This is a genomic window from Cochleicola gelatinilyticus (assembly GCF_001637325.1).
Classification (GTDB): domain Bacteria; phylum Bacteroidota; class Bacteroidia; order Flavobacteriales; family Flavobacteriaceae; genus Cochleicola; species Cochleicola gelatinilyticus.
In genome coordinates, this window is record NZ_LRXL01000001.1 from 62,555 (window position 1) to 82,837 (window position 20,283).

Here is a 20,283-nt window from a genome sequence, read left to right on the forward strand (position 1 = left end):
CCATGATCGGTTCGATACTGCTTTTTACAGAACGTTATTTTAACTATCTCCTTATCGGGATGCTGGTTTTAACGGTGGGATATGTGCTCACTGGCGGACTGGAATTATACAATGATTCGGATGGGTACATCGACCAGTCGATTATTCGGTTGCCTGCGTATGCGCTAGTGCTACAATTGTTTTATTCTGAAAGTACCTCGATCCCGTTGCTGCTTTTTCAATCGTTGAGCGTTTGCGGAGCGGTGTATTTGCTGAGCATGAATGTAAAGAAGCACCTTCAGTTGCCTGCAATTGTCTGTTTGGCACTTGCTGCGGTTTTATTGTTACCTGCTGTATTTGGAAGTCGGTATGCTAATAGTGTATTGTCTGAAGCGCTGGCGTATCCCTTGTATTTGCTTGTAGTTCATTTTTTCAGTCTGGGTTTTTTCAGAAATCAATCAAAATATATAGGCTACGGAAGCGGTGTCGTTTTTGTGTTATTGCTTACCCGCGGACAGTTTTTATATTTAATTCCTGTAGCGTTATTGTTATTAGGATGGATTAGTTTCCAACTGAAAACTTTCCGAAGCAATAGTTGGCTTTTTATCATGATTATTGCGGTTCCGTTTCTCACTTCGTTAACCGACAAAACCTATCATAAGATCACCAACGGACATTTTGTTACAACGCCTTGGACCGGACTTCATTTACTTTCGCCTGCGGTATATGTTGCAAATAGAAACGACGGAGCCTTGTTTTTAGATACCGAAGCGCAACACTTCTTCGACGCGATCTATGCAAAATTAGACGAACGCGCGTTGAACATTCATCATCCCGATGTAGTGCATATCGATCAAACAGAATACTACCGTTTTAAATATTCCCGAATTGCAAACTGGACCTTGTACGATTACGGAAAGAATGTTTTGCTTCCAAACGGCACCGAAGATGAGAAATTTATAAAGCTTGACACAGTAACTAAACAAATGGCATTTCCGTTAATAGTTAAGAACTGGAAAGCATGGCTTAGCTTGAATCTGAAAAATTTTAATAGCGGCTTTGGAAGTAGTTTCGTACTGCTTTTCTACGGAATTTTCTTTGTATTTAGTAGTTGGATGCTTTTTAGAAAACCTTCCAACACCGTTAAGATCATTTGGCTTGCGACCACGCTTACACTACTAAATATGGCATTGGTTTCCATTGGGATGCACACGATTAAGCGGTTCAGTTTTTATAACGACTGGGTGTTTTTTCTGGTGCTGTTCTTAATGTTGCATTTATTTTGGGAAACTGCAAAGGGTTCAGAAAAGGTGTAGTTTTTTTGAAGACGACTTCGAAACTTGAAAAGAAGGGGCTTTCAATTTTTTTTGTCTTTATTTGTAATTATAGTTCATATAAAAAGAGATATAATTACACCGCCGAACTAAATTTTATGATAGATAACCAAAAGATCGTGGTGGTCTTACCCGCCTACAACGCTTCAAAAACGCTAGAAAAAACCTATAACGAAATCCCATTCGATATAGTGGATGAAGTAATTTTAGTGGACGATTCGAGTACCGACAACACAGCCGATCTCGCTGCTAACATCGGAATTAAACACGTAATTAAGCATCCTAAAAACAGAGGTTACGGTGGCAATCAGAAGTCGTGTTACAACAAGGCATTGGAGTTGGGTGGCGACATTGTAATCATGTTGCATCCCGATTATCAGTACACGCCAAAATTAATTCATTCCATGAGTTATGTAATTGCCAATGGGGTGTATGAAGTGGTATTAGGATCCCGTATTTTAGGAAAAGGAGCATTGCGCGGTGGCATGCCTATCTATAAATATATTGCAAACCGTTGCCTTACGTTGTTTCAGAATATCCTCATGCGACAGAAATTGTCTGAATACCATACGGGCTATCGTGCTTTTTCAGCTAAAGTATTAAACTCCATTTCGTATGAAAATAACTCAGATGATTTTATTTTCGACAATCAGATGTTGGCGCAAATTTGTTATCAAGGCTATCAAATAGCAGAGATTACCTGTCCTACGAAATATTTCGAAGAAGCCTCCTCTATTAATTTAAAACGAAGTAGCATTTACGGGTTGGGAGTTTTAAAAACCTCTGTGATCTATTTTCTGGCAAAAACCTTGGGTGTTAAAAACAATCTTTTTAAAACAAAATAAACCTGATCCCTTCCTGTATGACCTTACAGAATAAAAATACTGTGTTGCGGGGAATTATTTATGGGGCAGTGTTCCTACTATTTGCCGTAACAGCTCACAATTCTTTCTTTTGGGACACGGTTCAACTGGGATCTAAGCACGCACATTTCTTTTTAGGCTCCAATTTCTCGGAACTTCTCTTGCCCGATTCATTAGACAGCGGACACATCCCTGTTTTTGGATTCTATCTGGCAGTGCTATGGTCCCTTTTCGGTAAAACGCTTCTCATAAGTCATTTGGCGATGCTTCCGTTTATTTTCGGACTTCTATGGCAGTTGGAACTCGTGTGCCGCTACTTTTTTCCGAAGAAATATTCGGTATTGGTTGTTCTGCTCCTGTTGTTGGACCCAACGCTGTTAAGTCAGTTGACGCTCATCTCTCCCGATGTTCCGTTAATTTTCTTTTTTCTTTTAGGCGTTAATTCCGTTTTAAAGAACAATAAAAAACTCCTCACGTTAAGCATTTTGTTGTTGTTTTTAATAAGCCTTCGCGGTATGATGGTATCGTTGTGCCTGTTGTCTCTAGACTTGTATTGTACAATAAATTTTAGAGCACCTTTAAAAGAAATCGCACGGAATCTATTAAAACGAAGTGTGCTCTACCTCCCAGCTTTAGGAGTGTTTCTTGCTTTTAGTACGTACCACTTTTATGTGAAAGGTTGGATTGGGTATCATGAGGAATCTCCTTGGGCGAAAAGTTTTGCACGGGTTCCGTTTTCAGGGTTTCTATACAATATTGGAATATTGTTTTGGCGCCTCTTCGACTTTGGAAGGATCATTATCTGGATCCTTCTTTTTACGCTGTTTGCACTAAAAGGACGTGCTTATATAAAAGATGAAAAAATTAAACTGGTCGTCTATTTTCTTTTGTCAACGCTACTGATCTTACCCATTAATATGCTTTGGGCAAAAGATCTGCTGGCACATCGGTATTTACTGCCTATTTATTTAATTGCCGGGCTATTGGCTGCGTTACTGCTTTTTTCACCACACACAAAAAAAGCATTTAGAAACATCTTTTTGGTTGGTTGGGTTGTAATACTTATTAGTGGTAACCTTTGGATCTATCCTGAAAAAATTTCTCAGGGATGGGATTCAACACTGGCACATCTTCCGTATTATTCACTTCGGAAACAATCGCTTTCTTATTTAGCGCAAAACGAGATCGATCTTGCCGAAGTCGCTTCATTTTTTCCGAATACTTCCCGCATGGAGATGATCGACCTAAATGAAGACCTGCGATTTTTAAATGGTTTCGACGGGCATGAGAAGTATGTAGTGTATTCGAATGTATTCAATATTTCCGATGTACATCATGCGCTCCTGCAAACGGACTATCAACCACTGCAACGGTTTGAAAATTGCGGGGTCTATTTTGTGATCTTTCAGAAAAAATAATTGTTAGAGACCTTCAACAGTTGATGTTCTAAAAGGTCTTGTTGTTGGTAAGTTTAAGAATATTTGTAAACGAATATTCTGGAGTTAACACTTCGATTTCAGTTTCGCCCAGTGCTTCAAAAGCAGTTAGTGTTTTTGTTTTAAAGGCAGTCAACACATACACTTCTTTATGCGTTTTTATAAATTCTGAAAGGTCTTCGATCGCATCGATCTTTTGAAACGAAATGTCGTACTTCCGTAGGTACATCGCCGTAGATTCCCGGTCTTCCTGATCGTAAAAAACCACTGGAGCGTCCTTGTAAACTCCTTTAAGATATTGTATCGTTTTATCTTGCTCAAAGAAATCGGCGAGATAGAAGTTTCGGTACAATCCCTGATTTAATTGTACGGCATCGTGCTGTTCTTCGGCGATTATAGCATCGTTTCTATTCATTTCAAAAACTAGCATAAAAATACAATACACCGAAGTTGCCACCCAAAGTATATTTGCTACAATAGGCTTCTTCAATCGTTCTGTATAATATAAAATAAAAATCGTTACGAGTAGTGCAAAGATCGGTGCCTGCGTAATAAACACTCGTGCGAAGGGCGCTTTCTGATGTATAAATGATAAGAAAAAAGGCAGGACAAAAAAAGTGATGAGTCCGTAAGTAGTTTGTTTTTCTTCCGAAGTACTTCTAGTAAAAAAATAAAATACTCCAGGAACGATGAGCAATACCAAGAGGTATCGGTTTGAGGTAAAGGCGGGAATACTTTTCAGTAATAAAAAGAATGAATGAAACCATCCATAAGCCTCCCTGCTTGAATATTTATTAAAAATAACATCTTCCAAAATGGGAAAATACAGCATAAACGCAATGAGTATTCCAATAGCTATTGAAACCAACGCATAGATGGAATGTTTTATATCTGGCTGCTCTTTTCTTCGGAAGCGATACCATCCTTCAACCAGTACCAACAACCCTACTGAAGCGACTACATATAAATTTGAAGGAATGGTATATAACAACAACAATACGGACAGCCCGATGAACATTAATTGATACCGTTTTTGCTCTTTAAGATACCTCCATGCATAATACAGCAACATGATCGTAAATAAGGAACTCATATTATACCCACGGAGTTGCAGGGAAAAATTCATAAATGGAATGGTTGTGAACAAGATCACCAACAACAAATAATTATTTCTGAAGTTAAAAAAACGCTTTAGAAACAACACGCCATAATATCCAGTTGCCATTGTGACCAGCACTTGCAATGCTCTGAAGATATATACATGGTCGCTTGCTACAAAGATATCTCTGTACTGAAAGATCCTCGAAATAAGCTGACTCGTAAGATTGAAAAAAATATGATTGTTAGGTGCCGGATAGTAATACATCGTCGTATCAAACTCTGTGAGCGCAAAATGTTCCAGCGAATATACTTCGTCGTACCACAGGTCGTAGTTAATATACCGGAATCCCCAGATAACAAGAGGAATTAATCCAAGCAAGGCAATACTCCAACGAATAGCTTTTGTGCTCATACGGTTTCAAAAATAGTCCTTTTTAGAAAACTATTATTCAAAATATAAAAGTAGGAGTTGGTGCTTTAGAAGAATAAAAAAATGCGAAGTAGGTTCAAAGTTATCTCTTATATTTGCGCACAAACTATTCGGATGAACCAGACGCTTTCCATTGTTATTCCTGCCTATAACGAAGAAAATACGATCGTATCGATTCTTACTATACTCAATGAACTTCAATTACCTGGCGGACTTAAAAAAGAGCTGTTAATCGTTGATGATTGCTCGAAAGACAATACATTACCACTGGTGCAAAATTTTAAAACCACGCATCCGCATCTGGATATTAAAACCTTTTCACAACCTGAAAATCAAGGAAAAGGAGCGGCCTTACACAAAGGCATCGAATTGGCTACTGGGGATTTTATAATTATTCAAGATGCCGATCTGGAATACGATCCCACCGAATACGCACGATTGTTAAAACCTATTTTAGAAGGACATGCCGATGTGGTATATGGTTCCCGTTTTATGGGAGGCAATCCGCACCGGATCCTATTTTTCTGGCATACCATTGGAAATAAGTTTTTAACCTTCCTAAGTAACATGTTCACCAATTTGAACCTTACCGATATGGAAACGTGTTATAAATTATTCCGTGCCGACATTATAAAGGGATTGGATTTAAAGGAAAAACGCTTCGGATTTGAACCTGAAGTGACCGCTAAGATTTCGAGAATTCCGAAGATCCGAATTTACGAAGTGGGAATTTCTTACTACGGAAGAACCTACGAAGAGGGCAAAAAGATAAACTGGAAAGATGGAGTTTGGGCTCTTTGGTGTATTACGCGGTATAATTTGCTTCGGTTTATTTCGTAATCAAATGCAACTAATTTTCTGACATTACCTGCTATATTAGCTACCCTTAGCACTTATTCATTACCATGATTCTATTTCTTTAAAAACACCTCCCTAGCCCTTCTCAAGGAGGGGATTCCTTTTAAATAGATTACCTTTTTTTTCTACTTTGTTAGTAGTCCATTTCATATAGTTATGTGTGCGGTTTGAATTTGGATATCGCTTCTTGAAAATTTCACCAACACATCTCCCTTTGGCTCAATAATCTTTGAATTAATTAGCTGCAAAACACTTCCCTAGACTTTCTAAATGAATAGATTTTATTTGTTCTTTGGCTCTTGTTTTTCGAACACAATTTCACGAGCGTCATTAATGTATTTGTAGATTCCTTTGGGTGCTCCCTCTTGGATTGCAACAAAACTTTCATCGGGTTGCAAGTGCTCAAGGTAAGTTTCGTTTTCTGATAAATACGAAAGTAAAATACGGAACACATTCACGGGTGATTGTAATTCTGTATCGTACGACGGAATTTCATTATTCGGCCAGTGAATGGTAAGGATCGCACTAAATACCGAATTTATTATTTGCGGATCTTGTGTTTTTATATTGGCTTGTCGGGTGTATTCTAACCCCACAAAACCGCCGTGATCTGCCATGATCATGATAAGCGCTCCCGGATCTTTTTTTAATATGTTTTGAATCATTTCGGTCATCATGGCATTCGATTCACGAAGGCGGTCAATATATTTCTGCCGTTCCGATGCGACCACTTCTGGGCCAGACTCATTGCCTTTTCCTGTTCTAATATGCCAAGGTTTTAAGATCTCTACGAAGAAGAATTTGGGTTTATCGATTCCATCGTTTAGGTAATCGGAAAACGGTTCAACAATAAGTTCATCGGGACCCATGTCGTTGTGTAGGTACTGAATATCGTCGTAATCGATATTAGAATGATGGTAGCCTAGTTCGGGACGATTGAGCAGCAAGTATTTTTTTTCTGAAAGGAAATAGGTTTCATATCCGTTATTTTTAAACGCATTCAGCACCGGATTGTCTGAAATAATAATCTGCCGGGCATTTTCTACTTCTTCGAAATCCGCGTCAAAATTATGGTAATGGTGTTTCATTGAGAACGCCGCACTGTTTGAAGCCAATGTCGATTTATAGTTGGTTCTAAAATCGGGATATGTTTTAAAATTGTTTTGCTTCAGAAACCCTTCAAATTCGCTGTTTTCCACGTTGTAAAAATCACTTTTTAATTCAGAAAAACTAACATATCCATCAGGTTCAATAAAGTAGACATTCGGTTTCTTTTTAAACACGACCTCTTCAATAGCATCAGGTTGTTCCAGCCACGAGTCGTCGTAGGTGATTTTTTCATAGATCAATTGTAGCACATTAAATAAGCCAATGGCCGCAAGAATAAACTGAAATGCCAGAAGTTTTTTAAAATGTTTATTAAGAAAATAAGAGAACAACACCGCTACCACGAGAATCCCCACCATGATCTTTCGTTCGGGATGTACAAACGTGAATGTTTTCAGAAAATAAAGAAAGACTGTGATATTTAAAAAAGGAAGTGCAAATTTGCTGTAGCGGACAAGTGATTTAATTTTAAAAATCCGATAGACAATTGTAAAAGCTATAACAGAAAATATGATATAAAACAGCACAAAATGAAAGACATGGTCCCAGGATTTGGCACGTTCAAAATTACGGGAGTAATAAAATAACACGGGATATAATCCTGCTGCGAGACCTGCAAGTATGGGAAGTGTTTTTTTCGCTGTGAAGTACTCTTTCATAAAGCGAACGCTATCGTGTTTTATTTTTCAGTAAATAAAGAATGCGTTTTGTTCCAGGCAAGGTTACTTTCTTTTCGATTGTGAAATACGATTGGTATCCTTCTTCGAACGAGACTTCATTATAAAAATCGAAATGATTGATAAATTCCCGCTTGCGCACCAATAACGACTCCACCCATGAATCTTCTCGGGTAGGAAATTCGAGTATTAAATGCGTTGAAAATTTCGCAAAAAATTCGGCTGACTTTTCAAAAGGAACATTTCCCGATAAGGTAATGTGGTGAATTAATGCCAAAGCCATCGTTACATCGGGCGCATAATTATGTAGGCGCTCGATCAACGAGTTGCGCTCGGTATTGTTAAATCCTATTCCGGGAGCTGGTTGTAGAACGTCGCACACAAAGGCGAGCATATTGCTCTCTTTTTGCTTCCGTGCCATCTCATAGTTCTGCCCTACGGCATTCGCATCGATATCGGTTACAATGACATCGGGAACATTTTTAAGCACCGTACGGGCAAACGTACCATCATTTCCACCGATGTCGATGAGTCGTTGTGGCTTCAGAAGTGAGACCCATTCTTGTATTTGTGTCTTTTTCCCTTCAAATGCCTGTTGCTCGTAGTTGGTTTTTGTGTAGTAATTCCCCCATTCCGAAGCTTCCTTTAACTCCAGATCTTTAATGTAATTATATAAGCTATCGATTACATTCTCCTGCCCTTTTCGCGATAATTTTGCAACTTTCGTTTCTGCTTTGTAATCTTCGCTGTGTTTGCTTTCCATCTTCGCCAACAAATGAATGTTGGTATACAGTGTTGTGCTCAATTTGGTTTTTCCCGGAAGCATGGAAGCGATGAGTTTCACTGGAAGTCCATCAATATGGGTTTGCATCATTTTAAAGATCTCGCTGCCGTGGTACTTTGCCAACACCAACGGACCAAAAAAGTGTGTAATAAATTGTTTGTAAGCGCGCCACGGAGTTCCTTCTTCGTAGAAATCGAAGGATAAGGTGTCGATAAAAATAGGTGCGCCTTTATGAAATGTCACATTATACGCAGAAGCATCTTTTAAAATAAAACCTTTCGACAAGGCGTATTTCTGAAGCTTAAGCGTGTGTAATGCTGCGTGTTTGTATTGTTCGAAACTCCATTCGTAGGGATTGGTAATAAACGGAATGGGTTCTGGCGTAATGATAATTTCTGCTTCGGAAACTGCTGTCTCTTCATGAGAAATTAGTAAACTGTTATCGTGTAAGGTCTTAAAAAAACCACTTTCCTTTAGTTTAGTGTACTGCGGAAAATAAATAGGATTAATTCGGCGACGAAGCACCTTTTCATCGTAAAACATGGCACCGGAAGGATCCCGGAACGAAGCTTCATGAAAATCAGTTGTCTTTTTTGGCATCGGTTTCGCTCTCTTTTTCTTCCACGTCGATCGAATCGTATGGATCTTCTTCCTCTTTATTCAATCCGAAGAAACCCTTTACCTTGTACATCACCCCTTTCGAAAATAGCAATATCCCTGCAGCAGCAGCAACCACTGCTTGAACGATCATCGCTCCTAATCCCGGATCAAAATATAAGAAATTCATAATCTTAATTTAACTGAAGTCTTTCACTTCTTTAGTAACGTGCAAAGAAAAGGATAATTATTTTATGACAAAAACAATAAGGTTAAAAGACGAAATTTGAAAGTCAGATACTTTCAGCTTACAACTATAAAATAGTATCGTATCCCTTTTTTATCATAATATTGAAACACCCTATCCCGGCCTTTCTCTCAAGGAAAGGAGCTAAAAACAATCTTCTCTTGTAAAGGGTTAGAACGGTTTCTTAAGGAGCGATATTTTATAAAAAAAACGCCTTACTTTCTATTTGAAAATAAGGCGTTATACATTTTAAAGTTCTACTGTTTAGAACTTATAACGTTTACGGTCTACTTCTTTTAAGTATATCTTACGAAGTCGTAAGAAATTTGGAGTTACCTCAACGTATTCATCTTTCTGAATGTATTCTAATGCTTCTTCTAAAGAGAATTTAATTGCTGGAACAATCTTCGCTTTATCATCTGCTCCCGAAGAACGTACATTCGATAGTTTTTTAGTTTTCGTGATGTTCACCGTCATATCATCTTGACGCGTGTTCTCACCAATCACCTGACCTTCATAGATATCCTCACCCGGATCCACGAAGAAACGTCCTCTGTCTTGTAATTTATCGATAGAATACGGAATTGCAGTTCCTTTTTCCATAGAAACTAAACTTCCGTTCTGACGCTCAGGAATACCACCCTTTAACGGTTGGTATTCTAAGAAACGGTGTGTCATGATCGCCTCACCTGCCGTAGCAGTAAGTAACTGATTACGCATACCGATGATTCCCCGTGATGGAATAATAAATTTACAGATCATACGGTCACCTTTCGCTTCCATACTTGTCATTTCTCCTTTACGTATAGTCACCATATTCACGGCAGTACCACTTACGTTCTCTGGAAGATCGATCGTCATTTCTTCAACCGGCTCACATTTAACACCATCAATTTCTTTGATAATTACCTGTGGTTGTCCAATTTGTAATTCGTATCCTTCACGACGCATGGTTTCAATTAAAACCGATAAGTGCAATACACCACGACCAAAGACCATGAATTTATCAGCACTATCTGTAGATTCCATACGCAACGCAAGGTTCTTTTCAAGCTCGCGCTCTAATCTTTCTTTAATGTGACGTGAGGTTACAAACTTACCGTCTTTTCCGAAGAAAGGAGAATCGTTAATCGTGAACAACATACTCATGGTTGGCTCATCGATCGCAATACTTTTTAACGCTTCTGGATTTTCAATATCACAAACCGTATCACCGATTTCGAAATTATCTAAACCAACCAATGCGCAAATATCCCCTGCTTCTACCTGTGGTACTTTTAAACGTCCTAGGCCTTCGAAAGTATGAATCTCTTTAATTTTTGTTTTTGTTACCGTTCCATCACGTTTCATTAACGCTACCTGCATGTTCTCTTTCAACGTTCCACGCTGTAAACGACCAATTGCAATACGACCCGTAAATGAAGAATAATCTAGAGAAGTGATTAACATTTGTGGCGTTCCTTCCTCGATCTTTGGCGCAGGAATGTGCTCCAATACCATATCTAATAAAGGTTCGATAGAATCGGTTTCATCTTTCCAGTCATCACTCATCCAGTTGTTCTTCGCAGAACCGTATACGGTTGGGAAGTCTAACTGCCATTCTTCAGCACCTAATTCGAACATTAAATCGAAAACTGCTTCATGTACCTCATCGGGCGTACAATTTTCCTTATCTACTTTGTTTACTACAACACACGGTTTTAAACCAAGATCGATTGCTTTCTGAAGTACAAAGCGCGTCTGTGGCATAGGTCCTTCAAAAGCATCCACCAATAGCAACACACCATCGGCCATATTCAATACCCGTTCTACTTCTCCACCAAAATCGGCGTGACCAGGGGTATCGATAATATTGATTTTTGTGTCTTTATACACAACCGAAACATTCTTGGAAGTAATCGTGATTCCACGTTCGCGTTCCAAGTCGTTGTTATCAAGAATTAACTCACCCGTTTTTTCATTTTCACGAAACAAACTACAGTGGTGCATGATCTTATCCACGAGTGTTGTCTTACCGTGGTCAACGTGTGCAATAATTGCGATGTTTTTTACATTCATAACAAAGCCCTTTTTTAGGCGGTGCAAAAGTAGTGTTTATTAATGGATTGCACGTCATATTACGATTTTATTTAACATGTTGTTAATTTGGGCAATCCCCATCGATGGCGCTCGTGCCTCACTGCTTCGATGCGTCGGGCTTTCGGCTGTATCTTTTTTGAGTTTAACAACATCGATACCTGTAGCTTTTTACCACGTAAAAAAGGATGCCGCCTCAATCCCTATTGCGGGATTATAGAAATTTAAAATAATCTCTGGCCCCTCTTAAAGCAATATCATTAAACAATAGTTTTCCCTAGGAACGAATTAAGAAGGTGTTCTTACATGAAGCACGAACAGCAATTCAAAACCATAAAATATCAAACCACACCTCTCAAAAAATCCCTTACGAAACCTTTAAACACATTAACCAATAAGTTTACATTTCTGTATCTTTGCAGTCTAAATCGCAACTATGGATCTTACTCTTATTCCTAATATAAAACACACGTCAGCTAACAACTTCTTTCTACTCGCAGGACCCTGTGCTATTGAAAGTGAAGAAATGGCACTTCGCATTGCCGAAAAAGTTGTAAGTATCACTGATGCGCTTCAAATCCCCTACGTATTTAAAGGAAGTTTTAAAAAAGCGAATCGTAGTCGAATAGACAGTTTTACAGGAATTGGCGACGAGAAGGCTTTAAAAATTCTAAAGAAAGTTTCAAAAACATTTCAGGTTCCAACGGTAACCGATATTCATGAAGTGAGCGATGCTGCTATGGCTGCCGAATATGTTGACATCCTTCAAATCCCTGCTTTTCTGGTGCGCCAAACCGACCTGGTGGTTGCAGCGGCTAACACAGGCAAAGTAGTCAATCTTAAAAAAGGACAATTTATGAGTCCGGAGAGCATGCAACACGCTGTTAAAAAAGTAACCGATAGTGGGAATGATCAAGTAATGATCACCGATCGAGGTACCATGTTCGGGTATCAGGATATGATTGTGGATTTCCGTGGCATACCTACCATGAAGCAGTACGCGCCTACTGTGCTTGACGTAACGCACAGTTTACAGCAGCCCAATCAAAGTGTCGGGGTGACAGGTGGACGTCCGGAAATGATCGGCACAATAGCTCGGGCAGGAATCGCCACTGGAGTTGATGGATTGTTTATAGAAACACATTTCGATCCAGCAAATGCTAAAAGCGACGGCGCTAATATGCTCGACCTTAACCGACTTGAAAAACTGCTAACCGATCTGGTTGCAATTCGAAAAACCATCAATCAACTATAAAATTTTTTGTCTTTTACAGAATACGCTTCAGTAAGCACTTCTCTTAAAATAGTTTCATCAATCTCTTGAAGTGTTTTGTAGCGGAGTGATTTTATACGCTTACGGTTTTCAGAAACTAAATGCTTGGTGTGTTTGGTGAAGTGTGCTGCATTCCAGAATCCCAGATCTACATAATCTTTCGATTGGTGCAGATAACAGAACATTTGTTTTCCGTGGAGGTAAAAACAAGGCATGCGCCATTTGTACACCAATTGTGCTTCTGGAATGGTGTCTTCGATTACTGCTTTAATATGGAGTAAGATAGAACGAAAAGGTTCTGGTTTTTCAAGAATGGAGTTTTCAGCGGGGTTCATAGCTTCTTAATTAAACCTATCCTTTTAAAGATTTTCTAAAAAGATATAATTAAAAAACCCTCTCGAAGAATATAAGACAGGGTTCTTATGGCTAATCAAATATACGCTATTAAGGAGAGTTTATAAAAATCAGTAAAAACTTATTATATGTAAAAAGCTATCCTCAAAGAGAATAGCTTTTACATAGTGCTTTCATTAACTCCCCAATTAATTAAGCTATACAAAGATGCATAATAGTTAAGGGTGTTTCAAGAGGTTATTCCCTAAGTTTTAATAGGTTTTTCCCCTATTAAAACTCGGATAATGTCTTTAATGAAAATTTAGAAAAGAATTAAAAGCAACGAAACTTACCCCCTAAAACATGTAAAAGGCTACCCTACGATGAGTGCAACCTTTATACACTGCTTATATTAACTCCCCAGTCAATTAAGCACTAATAATATACGAAATTACAAGGAGTAAATCAACAGGGAAAAACCCCTGTTTTAAATAGGGTTTTTCCTGTACACTCCAGTTGAACATTTTATTGTGCAATTTTAAGATGTCATTTAAAACGATAAAAAAAAGACCATTCATTTCTGAACAGTCTTTTCATATTTGCTTTTATTAACTCCCCAATTAATTAAGCTATACAAAGATGCAATGAAAGTGGTTTGGAATCAAGGGGGTTTTGCCTATTTCTAAAAAGGGGTTTTTCCTATTTACGTGTTTCAATAACACTATCTTATTTAGTATAAGAAACATACCCCAAAAAAAAGCGCTATAGTGTATTAACTCTTTTTAAACGTACGTACAAAATAACTCCCTAATAACTAATTTAAAAAAACGCTTTGCAGTTTCAGAAAAAAGATTTTACTTTGTAATTCAAAGTACTTTATTTATGAGCGAGCAAGATTATCTAAAAGACATTAGCGAGATTAAAAATTTGATGAATCGGTCATCTCGCTTTATTTCCCTTAGTGGACTTTCGGGAATTTTTGCAGGTTTATACGCTATTATTGGTGCAGCTATCGCCTATTTTTTTCTGTTCCCAGATCCCGATGAATATCTTATGGTACATAGTGTGAACTTTAAAGCGCTCCTCGCCTTACTTGCTGCGATCGCCATTCTAAGTATTGTAACAGCATATATCATTACCACACAAAGAGCTAAAAAAAATAACGAACCCATTTGGGATGCTACCACCAAACGACTGCTTCTAAATTTTCTTATTCCGTTAGTGACCGGAGGAATCTACATTATTATCAAACTAAACAGTCAACATTATGGTCTATCGGCATCGCTCATGCTTATATTTTACGGGCTAGCACTGGTAAATGCATCAAAATATACTATTGGAAATGTAAAATATCTCGGCTATGGAGAAATTGTTGCCGGGTTAATTTGTGCTGCTTTGCCTGGATACGGATTTTATTTTTGGATCTTTGGTTTCGGATTGCTACATATTATCTATGGTAGTGTAATGTATTTGCAAGAGAAAAGAAGTGTCTAGTGGGAATTATAGATAACATTAATAAAGTATTCGATCACCGAATTCGGTTGGGCATTATGTCTATTCTGGTGGTGAATGAAGATGCCGATTTTAACCGCCTTAAAGAATTGCTGGATGTTACCGATGGAAATCTTGCTAGTCATCTTAAAGCATTAGAGAAGGAAGCATATATTTTGGTTGAAAAACAATTTATTGGTCGAAAGCCCAATACACGATACAGCACTACGAAATTAGGAAAAGCCGAATTTACTAAACACATTAACGCCCTTGAAAAATTAATTAAAAAATAAAACAGCATTTTTTTTATTCATTCACTTTGAAATTCAAAGTACTTTAAAACTATAATTATGGAAAGCAAAAGAGGAAAATTTGGAACCTGGTTACGAAACTCCATTACAGCACGCATGCTTATTGTAGGATTTTTATTAATCGTATTACTCATACCGTTAGAATTTGTAAAAAGTCTTATTGCTGAGCGATCGTTCCGACAGGCAGAAGTGGTTCGTGAGATAAATAGCAAGTGGGGAAATGAAGTAATAGTATCAGGTCCGATTATTAAAGTTCCGTATAAAACCTTCAAAAGTGTGAGGGTCTATGAAGAAGACACCAAAACGTATAAAACCACAAATGAAGAAACCATTAAATATGCTTATTTTTTTCCCGATGTACTCGACATCACTTCAGAAGTAACTACTCAAGAACGCAATAGAAGCATTTACGAATCGGTCGTGTACACAGCATCAATGGAAGTAAAAGGAAATTTTCCTGCCATCGATTTCGCTACCACCGATATTGCTTCAGAACATATTATCTGGGATAAAATCACCGTGCTCATTAAAACCTCAAACCTTAAAGGAATTCGCAATACACCCGTGGTTTATATGCAAGAACAAGCGCTATCAATGACGCCACAATATGCAACCGATTACCTCAACACGATACAAAGTGGTTACATCGAGGGGCTTTCCGAAGCAACGAAATCGATTCCTTTCTCTTTTCATTTAGAAATAAATGGTAGTGAACGCCTGCAATTTATTCCCATCGGAAAAGAAACCACTGCCCAGATGAACTCCAATTGGCATTCTCCGAGTTTCGATGGAAATTTCCTTCCTGATTCCGATTCAAAAACAATTTCTTCGGAAGGATTTAGTGCTGCCTGGAAAGTACTACAGATTAATCGACAGTTTGAACAAGCATTTTTTGGACACCTTCCCGATCTGAAAGAATACGCCTTTGGAACTACCCTAGTAATTCCCGTGGATGAATATCAAAAAAGTGAACGTACAGCCAAATACGGTTTTATGGTTATTGGGATTACCCTTCTTGTTTTTCTGCTCATTCAACTTGTGAGCAAGATCTATATTCATCCGTTTCAATATGTAATGATTGGTATTGCTTTAGTAATGTTTTATACTTTACTCCTATCGATTAGTGAACACAGTACTTTTTTTAAAGCGTATCTCATTGCAGCACTTTCTGTACTAGCATTAATCACAGTGTATTCCCGTGCGATTTTAAAAGGATTTAAATTCCCTTTACTTATTGGTACCTCATTAGCATCGCTGTATAGTTTTATTTATGTGATCATTCAATTAGAAAACTATGCCTTACTAGCTGGAAGTATTGGTCTGTTCGTCATACTCGCTATTATCATGTTCGCTTCAAGAAAAATAGATTGGGGAAATGAATAAGCTTCTTTATAAACTTTAAAAAGAAAATCATGAAAACACTTCTTATTAAAAGACTTAGAACTAAAATAAGCCACTCCCTACAAATAGCATTACTGATTATAGAATGGATGGCAGTACAAATACAGTTGTATTGGAGAACGCACTATACCTCGAAACAAAAACACCGATTAGGATATTTCGCCCTTGCCGTAATTTGGTTGTCTAAAATGGGATTGTATGTGTTGTTAATTTCAAAACTTGTCATTACTCAAACTGCCGTGCATGAGACATTTAATGATATTGATAGTATCCCAGAAAATAAGGTAGGCGTGCTGCTGGGCACGGGAAAATACCTAAAATCGGGCACCATTAGCAAATATTACACACATCGTATCGAAGCTGCGGTAGCTTTATTTAAAGCGGGGAAGATAAAAGTAATTTTAGTAAGTGGGGATCATGGAGTGGCAGGCTATAATGAACCTCAATATTTTAAAGAAGATCTTATGCGCCTTGGCATTCCCGAAAATAAGATTGTGTTAGATTATGCGGGTTTCCGCACCTTAGACTCGGTGGTTCGCGCTAAAAAAGTTTTTGGATTAAAAAAATATACCATTATCTCTCAAAAATGGCACAACCAACGCGCTATCTATTTGGCTAAGAATTACGGATTGGAGGTAATTGGTTATAATTCTAAAGATGTAAATGGTGTATTCCCCTTAACTATTAATTCCAGAGAATATGCTGCCAGAACCAAAGCCATATTAGACATACTTTTTCATAAAAAACCAAAATTCTTAGGTTCTAAAATCGAAATATTATGATGTTACGACAGCTTTATGCGAATAGACTCACTACCCCTTTACTTCTAAATATAATGTTTAGCCTTGTATTACTTTTTGCAAGGGTTATTATTACACAATCGGGGTTTTATTTATTTTTAATTTGGAATTTATTTCTGGCAATCATTCCTTTTCTCCTTAGTCGATGGCTAAAATTAAATCCCACTATTCACCTTTATAAAACTATAATAATAGGTAGTATTTGGTTATTATTTTTACCTAACGCCCCCTATATCATGACCGATTTTATACATCTACAAACTGGAACAAAAATTCCTTTTTGGTACGATTTGCTCTTAGTGAGTTCTTTTGCAGTTAACGGCATGCTACTTTTCTATCTGTCTTTAAAAGATATATCGTTGGTAATAAATCCTTTCCTTGGAAAAAAATTCACAACGTTTGTAATCATTTTAATCGGTTTTTTATCTGGATTTGGAATATATCTGGGTCGCTTTCAACGTTTTAATTCTTGGGATCTTTTTCTGGAGCCACTTCTTATTTTTAGAGCGATTAAAGTACTAATAATTCAACCAATGGACTATTGGGAAGTTTGGACTTTCACCACAATCTTTGGTGTTTTCTTAACCCTTGGTTTTTACCTATTACAATCTTTATTTGCAGTTCCGAAAAAATGATTCACTTTCAGAAAAAATACGTCTGGGGGACCTTGTTGCTACTTCTTTTAGAAATTGCAATTGCTGTATGGAAATTTCATCCCTTTGTAAGAGGTTTCGTTGGGGATGTACTGGTCGTACTCTTACTGTTCTGTTTTCTAAAAATATTTTTAAAAATTGCTTCGGAAAAGATTGCGCTAGGAGTTCTGTTTATAGCTTTTACAATAGAAGTATTACAAGCATTTAAAATTTCTGAAAAGCTTCAGATCACTTCTGAAGCCGTAAAAATTAGTATGGGAAGTACGTTCGATGTATGGGATTTAGTAGCGTATAGTTTAGGGTATTTACTTATTTATTTAGAAATCAAATGTTTCCGAAGAAATATCTTTTAACCTCCTTTTAAATAAAATTAAAAGTGATATTTTGCGCACTAGTTAGTATCCATAACGTCTTACTCTATGTATTCCTATAAATTTTCTTTTTTTTTAATTTTTCTTAGCATACACCTCAACAGCTTTGCACAAACCCCTCCCCCATTATCTTTTGGTACAACTACACCTAAACAACAAATCGAATTGGCTAAAATAGCCGACCGAGATGCCCCTGCTGCTATTATATACGAACGTGGTTACAATTACTATGAGCTCATGGAAGATCAAAATTATATTGCTCTTAGGAAAGAAGTTCATCGAAAAATAGTCGTATTAGATGCTGCAAAGTTTAATGGATCTTCTATCGAGATATTACTTTATAAGGCAGACAGAGCAAAGGAAACAATAGAATCTATAGAGGCTGTGACGCATAACCAAAACATAAAAAACTATGTAAAAGCAAGCGCTATTTACACTCAGAATTATAATGAAAATTTTGATTTGGTTCGTTTTGCATTTCCCGATGTTAAAGATGGAAGTGTGATCGAATACAAATATTCAATTCGTTCGCCCTTTACGCGACGGTTTGACAACTGGAAATTTCAGCATGAATTACCAACATTATACAGTGAATTTACATCTAAAATTCCCGGAAATTTTGAGTTTAGAAAAATTCTTAGAGCAAATCGCCCCTTAGACATTCATGAGACTAAGGTAGAAAAGAAATCTTTTCACATTAGAGGGTATACCTCGGCTAGTCAGGGTATCGAAACCTTCGCAATGAAAAATGTTCCGGCCTTTAAGGAAGAAAAATATATGCTTTCTAAAGAAAACTATCTTATGGGCATCGAATTTGAGCTCAAAGAAATGATGGGTTTCGACGGGGTTAAATCTAATTATCTTCGCTCTTGGGAGGATGTAGATGCTGAGTTTAAAAAAGAACGTGATAGTGGCAAACAATTACGCAAGAGCGGGTATTTTGAAAAAAATATTCCCACAGAAATTTTGAGTATCCATGATGATTTAGAGCGTGCCAAAGCTATATATACATTTATACAAAACACTATAAAATGGAATGGAGAATGGCATGTCTTTGATGATGTTAGAGTAAAAGATGCTTTTAAAGATAAAACGGGAAATAATTCTGAAATTAATCTAGCGTTAATCAATGCGTTAAATGCAGCCAATCTAGATGCTAAACTGGTATTAATTGCTAGTCGTGATTATGGGATCCCTACGGAAGACTATCCAGTGCTAAGCGATTTTAATCATTCTATAGCTCAAGTTACCATTGCTACTAAAACCTATTTGCTTGATGCGATCGACCCATTAACACCTTTTGGAGTGTTACCTTTTAACGATTTAAACATGCGAGGACGTGTCATGGATTTTAAAAAAGGAAGTTATTGGACTCCTTTAACGCCTCATAAAAAAAATGTGCTGTATGTTAATGCGAAATTAAAAGCAAATAATGATGGCTCGTTTCAAGGCGCACTAAATGAAAGTTACCTGGGCTATCTAGGTACAGAAAAAAGAAGAGAGATTTCTAATTCGTCCACAACACAAAATATAAAGAACATTGAGATGGTAAACTCCAATTGGGAACTGTCCGAATTTAACATCGATAATGTAAAACAACTAGATCTGCCTTTAAAATTGGATTATTCAGTTACCTTAGAGACAGACATTGTAGGCGAAAAGGTATACCTCTCCCCCTATTTTTTTGATTTATATATTAAAGAGAACCCCTTTAAATTAAAAGAGAGAACCTATCCAGTAGATTTGGGATATCCTATAATCAATACCTATCTTATCTCTCTTGATTTGGGTACTACCTATAAACTAGAAAAATTACCGGAGAACAAAGCGATTCAACTTTCAGATGGTGCTGGAGTCGCTACGGTAGTTTACAACCAAATGGGTTCTGTCGTTAACATACGTTTCAATTTTAAATTGAAGGAGTACCAGTTCGACCCTTCTGACTATGAATCTTTAAAAAAGTTGTTTCAGAATGTGATCGACATTCAAAATAAAGATATTATCGTCTTGAAAAAGGTGTAAAACCACCTTAACTGAAGCAACATTTTATTTTCGTTTAGTAGCATAACAATTTTTCAATCTATTCATTCTATAAAAGTTATTTTATAGCTCTACACAGTAATATACTTTACATTGTCACCCGTTTGCATGTAGTCTAAAG

General features: G+C 37.2%; 18 protein-coding genes. 12 read left to right on the forward strand and 6 right to left on the reverse strand.

The genetic code is table 11. From position 1 onward, the window contains the following. The first annotated feature begins 2 nt into the window (after positions 1–2). From ULVI_RS00280 to ULVI_RS00290, 3 genes are all read left to right on the forward strand, one after another. On the forward strand, positions 3–1,295 hold the full coding sequence (locus tag ULVI_RS00280; protein ID WP_068588148.1) for a hypothetical protein: 1,293 nt from the start codon (positions 3–5) through the stop codon (positions 1,293–1,295). A 116-nt stretch (positions 1,296–1,411) separates the two neighbouring features. Continuing rightward, entirely contained in the window at positions 1,412–2,158 is a 747-nt protein-coding gene (locus tag ULVI_RS00285) for a glycosyltransferase family 2 protein (RefSeq protein ID WP_068588150.1), read from the forward strand. 17 nt (positions 2,159–2,175) lie between these two features. Next, on the forward strand, positions 2,176–3,594 hold the full coding sequence (locus ULVI_RS00290) for a hypothetical protein (RefSeq protein WP_068588152.1): 1,419 nt from the start codon (positions 2,176–2,178) through the stop codon (positions 3,592–3,594). 28 nt (positions 3,595–3,622) lie between these two features. On the opposite strand, the gene ULVI_RS00295 is transcribed toward ULVI_RS00290, so the two are convergent. Beyond that, complete coding sequence (locus ULVI_RS00295; protein ID WP_068588155.1) at positions 3,623–5,125, reverse strand: glycosyltransferase family protein; 1,503 nt, start codon at positions 5,123–5,125, stop codon at positions 3,623–3,625. 132 nt (positions 5,126–5,257) lie between these two features. Between ULVI_RS00295 and ULVI_RS00300 the strand changes: the two genes are divergently transcribed. After that, complete coding sequence (locus ULVI_RS00300) at positions 5,258–5,983, forward strand: glycosyltransferase family 2 protein (RefSeq protein WP_068588157.1); 726 nt, start codon at positions 5,258–5,260, stop codon at positions 5,981–5,983. A gap of 299 nt (positions 5,984–6,282) precedes the next feature. Here the strand turns inward: ULVI_RS00300 and ULVI_RS00305 are convergent, their stop codons facing one another. From ULVI_RS00305 to typA, 4 genes are all read right to left on the reverse strand, one after another. Next, entirely contained in the window at positions 6,283–7,767 is a 1,485-nt protein-coding gene (locus ULVI_RS00305) for a sulfatase-like hydrolase/transferase (protein ID WP_068588160.1), read from the reverse strand. Positions 7,768–7,777: 10 nt separating this feature from the next. After that, positions 7,778–9,169, reverse strand: a complete 1,392-nt coding sequence (locus tag ULVI_RS00310) for a nodulation protein NoeA (protein WP_068588163.1) — start codon at positions 9,167–9,169, stop codon at positions 7,778–7,780. After that, the gene (locus tag ULVI_RS00315; protein WP_068588166.1) at positions 9,150–9,356 is read right to left on the reverse strand and encodes a hypothetical protein; all 207 of its coding nucleotides are present in this window, start codon (positions 9,354–9,356) and stop codon (positions 9,150–9,152) included. The genes ULVI_RS00310 and ULVI_RS00315 overlap by 20 nt, the downstream gene beginning before the upstream one ends. A 321-nt stretch (positions 9,357–9,677) precedes the next feature. Further along, positions 9,678–11,471: a translational GTPase TypA gene (typA, locus tag ULVI_RS00320; RefSeq protein ID WP_068588168.1), complete on the reverse strand. Its 1,794-nt coding sequence runs from the start codon at positions 11,469–11,471 to the stop codon at positions 9,678–9,680. Between the two features lie 454 nt (positions 11,472–11,925). Between typA and kdsA the strand changes: the two genes are divergently transcribed. Continuing rightward, positions 11,926–12,744 carry a 3-deoxy-8-phosphooctulonate synthase gene (gene kdsA / locus ULVI_RS00325; RefSeq protein ID WP_068588171.1) on the forward strand — a complete coding sequence of 273 codons (819 nt, stop codon included), beginning with the start codon at positions 11,926–11,928 and terminating at the stop codon, positions 12,742–12,744. Here the strand turns inward: kdsA and ULVI_RS00330 are convergent. Further along, entirely contained in the window at positions 12,735–13,097 is a 363-nt protein-coding gene (locus ULVI_RS00330) for a DUF1801 domain-containing protein (RefSeq protein ID WP_068588173.1), read from the reverse strand. The two genes, kdsA and ULVI_RS00330, sit on opposite strands and share 10 nt — an antisense overlap. Before the next feature lie 880 nt (positions 13,098–13,977). Between ULVI_RS00330 and ULVI_RS00335 the strand changes: the two genes are divergently transcribed. The 7 genes from ULVI_RS00335 to ULVI_RS00365 all read left to right on the forward strand — a co-directional run bounded on the left by ULVI_RS00335 (position 13,978) and on the right by ULVI_RS00365 (position 20,144). Then, positions 13,978–14,589: a hypothetical protein gene (locus tag ULVI_RS00335; RefSeq protein ID WP_068588176.1), complete on the forward strand. Its 612-nt coding sequence runs from the start codon at positions 13,978–13,980 to the stop codon at positions 14,587–14,589. Then, on the forward strand, positions 14,589–14,879 hold the full coding sequence (locus tag ULVI_RS00340; RefSeq protein ID WP_068588179.1) for a winged helix-turn-helix domain-containing protein: 291 nt from the start codon (positions 14,589–14,591) through the stop codon (positions 14,877–14,879). The genes ULVI_RS00335 and ULVI_RS00340 overlap by 1 nt, the downstream gene beginning before the upstream one ends. 57 nt (positions 14,880–14,936) lie before the next feature. Further along, a complete protein-coding gene (creD, locus tag ULVI_RS00345; protein WP_068588182.1) occupies positions 14,937–16,280 on the forward strand; it encodes a cell envelope integrity protein CreD in 1,344 nt (447 codons plus the stop codon). Positions 16,281–16,309: 29 nt separating this feature from the next. After that, positions 16,310–17,080 carry a SanA/YdcF family protein gene (locus ULVI_RS00350; RefSeq protein WP_241780936.1) on the forward strand — a complete coding sequence of 257 codons (771 nt, stop codon included), beginning with the start codon at positions 16,310–16,312 and terminating at the stop codon, positions 17,078–17,080. Between the two features lie 53 nt (positions 17,081–17,133). Continuing rightward, positions 17,134–17,733, forward strand: coding sequence for a DUF1361 domain-containing protein (locus ULVI_RS00355; RefSeq protein WP_241780937.1), 600 nt, complete (start codon positions 17,134–17,136; stop codon positions 17,731–17,733). After that, positions 17,730–18,104, forward strand: a complete 375-nt coding sequence (locus tag ULVI_RS00360; protein ID WP_068588187.1) for a ribosomal maturation YjgA family protein — start codon at positions 17,730–17,732, stop codon at positions 18,102–18,104. Before ULVI_RS00355 ends, ULVI_RS00360 begins: the two co-directional genes overlap by 4 nt. Positions 18,105–18,170: 66 nt before the next feature. Further along, complete coding sequence (locus tag ULVI_RS00365) at positions 18,171–20,144, forward strand: DUF3857 domain-containing protein (protein WP_068588189.1); 1,974 nt, start codon at positions 18,171–18,173, stop codon at positions 20,142–20,144. Positions 20,145–20,283: the final 139 nt, after the last annotated feature.

What these genes read in the sequence shown, in the direction of transcription:
- ULVI_RS00280 (WP_068588148.1), top strand. Translation starts at nt 3, where the DNA reads ATGATCGGTTCGATACTGCTTTTTACAGAACGTTATTTTAACTATCTC.
- ULVI_RS00285 (WP_068588150.1), top strand. Translation starts at nt 1,412, where the DNA reads ATGATAGATAACCAAAAGATCGTGGTGGTCTTACCCGCCTACAACGCT.
- ULVI_RS00290 (WP_068588152.1), top strand. Translation starts at nt 2,176, where the DNA reads ATGACCTTACAGAATAAAAATACTGTGTTGCGGGGAATTATTTATGGG.
- ULVI_RS00295 (WP_068588155.1), bottom strand. Translation starts at nt 5,125, where the DNA reads ATGAGCACAAAAGCTATTCGTTGGAGTATTGCCTTGCTTGGATTAATT.
- ULVI_RS00300 (WP_068588157.1), top strand. Translation starts at nt 5,258, where the DNA reads ATGAACCAGACGCTTTCCATTGTTATTCCTGCCTATAACGAAGAAAAT.
- ULVI_RS00305 (WP_068588160.1), bottom strand. Translation starts at nt 7,767, where the DNA reads ATGAAAGAGTACTTCACAGCGAAAAAAACACTTCCCATACTTGCAGGT.
- ULVI_RS00310 (WP_068588163.1), bottom strand. Translation starts at nt 9,169, where the DNA reads ATGCCAAAAAAGACAACTGATTTTCATGAAGCTTCGTTCCGGGATCCT.
- ULVI_RS00315 (WP_068588166.1), bottom strand. Translation starts at nt 9,356, where the DNA reads ATGAATTTCTTATATTTTGATCCGGGATTAGGAGCGATGATCGTTCAA.
- typA (WP_068588168.1), bottom strand. Translation starts at nt 11,471, where the DNA reads ATGAATGTAAAAAACATCGCAATTATTGCACACGTTGACCACGGTAAG.
- kdsA (WP_068588171.1), top strand. Translation starts at nt 11,926, where the DNA reads ATGGATCTTACTCTTATTCCTAATATAAAACACACGTCAGCTAACAAC.
- ULVI_RS00330 (WP_068588173.1), bottom strand. Translation starts at nt 13,097, where the DNA reads ATGAACCCCGCTGAAAACTCCATTCTTGAAAAACCAGAACCTTTTCGT.
- ULVI_RS00335 (WP_068588176.1), top strand. Translation starts at nt 13,978, where the DNA reads ATGAGCGAGCAAGATTATCTAAAAGACATTAGCGAGATTAAAAATTTG.
- creD (WP_068588182.1), top strand. Translation starts at nt 14,937, where the DNA reads ATGGAAAGCAAAAGAGGAAAATTTGGAACCTGGTTACGAAACTCCATT.
- ULVI_RS00350 (WP_241780936.1), top strand. Translation starts at nt 16,310, where the DNA reads ATGAAAACACTTCTTATTAAAAGACTTAGAACTAAAATAAGCCACTCC.
- ULVI_RS00355 (WP_241780937.1), top strand. Translation starts at nt 17,134, where the DNA reads ATGTTTAGCCTTGTATTACTTTTTGCAAGGGTTATTATTACACAATCG.
- ULVI_RS00360 (WP_068588187.1), top strand. Translation starts at nt 17,730, where the DNA reads ATGATTCACTTTCAGAAAAAATACGTCTGGGGGACCTTGTTGCTACTT.
- ULVI_RS00365 (WP_068588189.1), top strand. Translation starts at nt 18,171, where the DNA reads ATGTATTCCTATAAATTTTCTTTTTTTTTAATTTTTCTTAGCATACAC.